4 protein-coding genes are annotated in these 4,902 nt (G+C 70.8%); all 4 read right to left on the reverse strand.

What is annotated here, in order from left to right; all coding sequences use genetic code 11:
* Positions 1-1,121, reverse strand: a 1,121-nt coding sequence (locus tag ACXJLU_RS32675; RefSeq protein WP_457337896.1) for a hypothetical protein, incomplete at its 3' end; no start/stop codon positions are given.
* 39 nt (positions 1,122-1,160) lie between these two features.
* On the reverse strand, positions 1,161-3,065 hold the full coding sequence (locus ACXJLU_RS32680; protein WP_457337897.1) for a hypothetical protein: 1,905 nt from the start codon (positions 3,063-3,065) through the stop codon (positions 1,161-1,163).
* 19 nt (positions 3,066-3,084) lie between these two features.
* Entirely contained in the window at positions 3,085-3,603 is a 519-nt protein-coding gene (locus tag ACXJLU_RS32685) for a hypothetical protein (protein ID WP_457337898.1), read from the reverse strand.
* 4 nt (positions 3,604-3,607) lie between these two features.
* Positions 3,608-4,902: hypothetical protein (locus tag ACXJLU_RS32690; RefSeq protein ID WP_457337899.1), on the reverse strand; the 1,295-nt coding region annotated here is incomplete at its 5' end.

Here is a 4,902-nt window from a genome sequence, read left to right on the forward strand (position 1 = left end):
GGCCCGCTGCGCCCGACCGAGCGCAGCGGCGCCGGCGAGGTCTGGTCCCACGGCAGCACGCGCGCATCGCCGCTGCGACCGGCCAGGCCCATCGCCTGCGCGCTGGTCAGCCACTCTTCGGCGAACTCGGCGATCTCCATCAGCAGCGTCTCGAACTCCGGCCGCGAGGTCTTCAGGATGTGGTTCTGCGCCAGCCAGCGCAGCACCTCGCGCCCGGTGACGCCCATGCGCTGGCGCGGCGAGGTCACCAGTCGCTCGTTGAAGTAGCGGATCAGCACTTCCTCGACCACGTCCCAGGCGTTGTCGGCGCCGAACAGGCGCTTCACGTCGTCGGAGTTGAGGATCTTGAACGACTCCTCCAGCAGCTGCATCACCTCGACGCGCAGCACGTTCAGGTGGCCGAACGACAGCCACTTCAGGTTGTTGCGCAGGTCCAGGCCGGAGCGCCGCACGATCGCGATCGAGCCGAAGCTCGGGTCGAACGCGCGCTCGCGGATCACGTCCGAGATGCGCTTGTCGCGCCAGAACAGCGTGACCTGGTGGACGAAGTGCGTGAAGAGCTTGTGGAAGTCGACGTTCGGCCGCGAGCCGGCCGGCCCGGGGCCGCCGCCGTAACCGAAGATGCGCCGGTACGCGCCCAGCCGGTCGCGCTGCGTGTAGCGCAGCACCTCGCGGCGGTCGAACTGGTAGAGCGCGTAGGCGCCCGGCCCGCCCGACAGCCGCACCGCGCCGGCGCGGAACAGCTCCTGCAGCTTCTGCACGACGCGGAACACGCCGATCTTCTCGTGCTGGTACAGGTAGTAGACGTCGCCCACCGCGATGATGCGCTCGGAGGTGATGGTCTCGTCGTAGGGCTCGACGCCTTGCGGCATGCGGGTCTGCCCGAGCGAGGTCGCGGCCTGCGGGCCGATGCCGGCCAGCTCGGCCAGGCCCTTGTCGGGCGGCGCCGGCGCCTTGCCGTCGGCGTCGATCACCGATTGCAGCATCGCGTCGATCTGCTGCGTCAGCGCATCGCCCAGCTGCGGGTTCGAGATCAGCTCGCCGGCCAGCTTGCTCGTCACGGTGTTGCGCAACGCGGCGATGCGGTCGTACAGCCCTTGATAGTCACTTTCGGTAGCCATGGATCGGACTCCTTGGTCACGCGCGAGGCGTGGGATGCGTCAGGGCTTCGCGGCGGGACGGACCTGCAGGCTCTGGTCGTCATAGCGCAGGTCGACGGTCAGCGTCCGCTCGGGGTCGCCGTCCAGCACGCCGGCGTAGCTGAAGATCAGCTGGCCGACGTCGCCATCCTTCGCTTCGTCGGTCGAGACGAGCGTCAGCTCCTGCGTTCCACCGGCGGATTCGAGGTCGATGTCGTCGTGCTCGGTCTCGCCTCCCTCGAAGGTGAAGCTCGGCACTCCGCGCGGGTTGACCAGCAGCACCGACACCGTCAGGTCGACGTTGCCGAGGTTGAGCAGCTCGACATCCTCGCTGTCGTCGCCGCTGCTGGTGCCTTCGAAGACCAGCTTGCGCGGGACGGCGATCAGGTCCGGCCGGCCGGTCGCGATCTGCAGCGCAGCGGCCGCCGGCTCCGCGATGAACTCGTGCTTCAACGGGGCCGCCAGGTCGACCAGCGCCGTCAGCTCGCGCTTCAGCGACTGCAGCGAACGCCGCACGCGCTCGCTGCGGAAACCCGCCGGCAACCCGTGCTGCGTCGGCTGCGTCAGCAGGTCGGCCGCCAGCAGCTGCAGCTGCCGCGCGATCGGCAGCAGGCTGTTGCCGATGCCGAACTTGCCGCCGTCCTGCACATAGCTCGGCGCCTCGCTGGTGACGAAGTTCTGGATCCAGTTGAAGAAGTCCTCGGCATACATCGGCTCGCCGACGGCCGGGCTGAAGTGGATCGCGATCGTCTGGCGTTCGGCCGCGCCGATGAACACCGAGTCGAGCGTGAAGCGCACCTCGTCGATCGACTCGGCGATGACCGAGAGCTGCCGCGACAGCGGCACCAGCTGCGTGCCGAGGAAGGGATGGGCCGCGCCCAGCCCGAAGAAGTCGCGGCTGTTCAGCCAGCTCTGGGCCAGCGAGCCCACGTAGTCGGCCAGGATGCGGAAGTTGGTCTGGTCCTGTTCGTCCTCGATGGTGTTGACGAAGTTCTTCTGTTGCGTGAGCCCGAGCTGGTCGCGCAACTGGCCCAGCGTGCCGCCGAGCAGGTCGGGCTCGGTGATGACGAGCCGGCCGCCCTCCTCGTAGTGGGCGGGCGAGGTCGCGAGCAGCAGGTTGAAGTAGCCCTCGACGCGCGTGCGGCTCGGGCCGCCGGCCATGGCGAGTTCGCGGACCAGCTCGTTGAGCTGGGTGCGCAGCACCGCCTTCAGCGCGTCGATGTTCTCGCGATCGGCCTCGGGGTCGAGCGGGTACAGCCCGTCGAGCAGCGGCAGCGACTGCGAGAGCGCCTCTTGCGCCCGGTGGTAGAGGCTCGCCTGCGCACCGCTGATGCCGCCGGCCAGGTCGGTCTGCAGCGCGTAGGTGCGCGGCTTCCAGCGCCAGGTGGTGACGCCGTCCCGCTCGCTGCTCGCGAACGACGCGTCGAGCGCCCCGTTGAAGCCCTTCGGGTCGTCGTCGCGCAGCTTCCAGCCCAGCACGTCGCGCAGCGTCTGCGACACCAGCTCGAGCGGATTGGCCGAGGCGCCGCCGCCGGCCGGCATGCCGGGCGTGGCGCGCCCGCCGATCTCCTCGGTCAGCAGCGCGTAGCTGACGGAGTCCTGCACGGCGCGCGTGCTGCGCTCCTGCAGGTCCTGGGGCAGCAGCAGCCGCACCACCTGGTCGCTCTTGCTGCGCAGCATCTGCTGGCTGATGCGCACCGTCACGCGGCTGCCGGCCAGTTCGCCGCGCGGCTGCAGCGTCAGCGCGCGCGTCGCCTCGACGAAGCCCGCCGGCACGTCGAAGGGCACCGGGCGCTGGTACTCGTCGAACAGCGAGACGAGGCTGCCGTAGTCCTTCTGCTTCAGCAGGTCGGGCGGCGGGTCGCTGTCGAACACCAGGGTCACGCCCTGCACATGTGCATGGCACTCGGTCGTCACAACGTTCATGGTCGTTTTCCTCGTCGATTCAGGACGCCACCGGCAGCCCGATGCGTTGCCCGGTCACCGTGTTCTGCACCGTCACGCCGCCGCCGCGCTCGACCAGTTCCTGCCAGCACGTCAGCAGCGCATCGGCCACCTCGTCGGCGAGCGCGGTGCACTGCACCAGCTCCTCGCGCACGACACCCACCCAGTCGGCCCATTCGCGGCCCCAGTCGCGCGCCACGCTCGCCAGGTCGTCGAGCCGCTCGTGGCTCGCCAGCTCGCCGCTGAACTGGCGCGCGTACTCGTGGAAGCGCCGGTGGCAGTGCAGCAGCGCGAGCCGCGCGGCCGGCTCGTTGCCGCGCAGCGCGTCGGCGTCGAGCGCCTCGCAGGCCTCTTCCAGCGCGCCGCGCGTGGCCAGCACCGCGTCACCCAGGTAGCTGGCCGCCGCCACCTGGCTGCGCTGCGGCCGGTCCTCGTCGACCGTGGTGCCGAGCGCATCCAGCGCCTCCTGGAGCCGGGCCAGTCGTGTACGCAGCTGGCCGAATGCCGATTCGATCGTCATGCCGCTACCTCCGCCCCAGTTCCTTGTAGAAGTTCTCGGCGATCACGCCCGGGCGGGCAAGGCGCCGGTCGAGCGCGAAACGTGCGGCACCGATCAGGAAGCGCTCCGGCACGATGCCCGGGTCGTTGCCCGCGGCCAGCCGGCGGCCGGCTTCCTCGATCATTCGCTGCTCCTTCTGCGCGAAGCGGAACACCTGCGCCAGGCTGCGTCCGCCGAGTGCCGCGAACGGCTGCCAGGCCATCGCGTCGACCGCCGCCTGCACCGCCTGCGGGAAGCTCTCCAGCAGCGGCTGCGGCAGCCCGCCGGCACGCGGGTTCGGGTAGATGCGCGTCCAGGCCCGGCGGTACGACTGCGCCTCGTCGGCGAAGCCCATGCGGCGCAGCACCTCCACGCTGATCAGGATGCGGAAGTACGGCGTCGGGTGCACGCCGTCCGGGTTGAAGCCGAACACGACGCGCGGCTCGCGCCCGACCACGTCCATGATGGAGCCGAGCATCGCCGGCCCGCCGAGCAGCGCCGCGCACACGTCGGAGAACATCTCGCGGTTCCAGCGCGTCCAGGTCAGCGCGACCTGCTGGCCGACGCCCGACCGGATCAGCCGCGCGGCGATCGCCTTCGGCACCTCGGTGCTCAGGCCGAGGTCGCTCTGCAGGTTGTGGCTGACCTCGTGCAGCACGGCGGCAAGCGTCCACGGGTTGACCAGCCGGTGGTACGGCAGCTGGATCAGCGGGAACGGATTGAGCTGGCGGCCCAGGCTGCGCATGCGGATGCCGCGCCCCCAGGTGGCCGGCGCGAAGCCGGTGCGCATGTAGCAGAAGGGCGGCGGCGCGGGGATCGACTTCGCGACGCCGACGCCGGTGTAGGCCACCTGGTAGCAGTCCATCGCGATGCGGTCGCAGCCGAGCAGCCAGTGCCCGTACTGCCCCTGCCGCTGGCCGAACAGCTCGAAGTAGAAGTCCCAGATCTTCTCGATGCCGCGCACCCAGTCGTGCGCGCGCGCCTTGCGGACCATCGTCGCCTGCAGGTTCGCCGCCGACGGCTCGCGTGCCGCGACCCGCGCCGAGGCGCCGACGCTGCGCGTCATCGCGAGCAGGCCCTCGCGCAGCGACGTGATCAGCGCGTTGACGGCCTGCAGGTGGCCCTCGGACGGCGCCGCGTCGTCGCGGCCGAACTCGCCGCTGCGGAAGGGCCGCAGTGCCGCGGCATGGCGCGTGACGTTGATCGCCTGCGCACGCAGCCACGGCTGCAGCACGTCGGCGGCCGGTGCGGCCGGTGCGGCCGGCGCGGCAGCCGGGGCGG

The sequence above is a fragment of the Rhizobacter sp. P5_C2 genome, from assembly GCF_054049715.1.

Bases quoted from the DNA above. Each gene is read 5' to 3' on its own strand.
- ACXJLU_RS32680 (WP_457337897.1), bottom strand. From the start codon at position 3,065: ATGAACGTTGTGACGACCGAGTGCCATGCACATGTGCAGGGCGTGACC.
- ACXJLU_RS32685 (WP_457337898.1), bottom strand. From the start codon at position 3,603: ATGACGATCGAATCGGCATTCGGCCAGCTGCGTACACGACTGGCCCGG.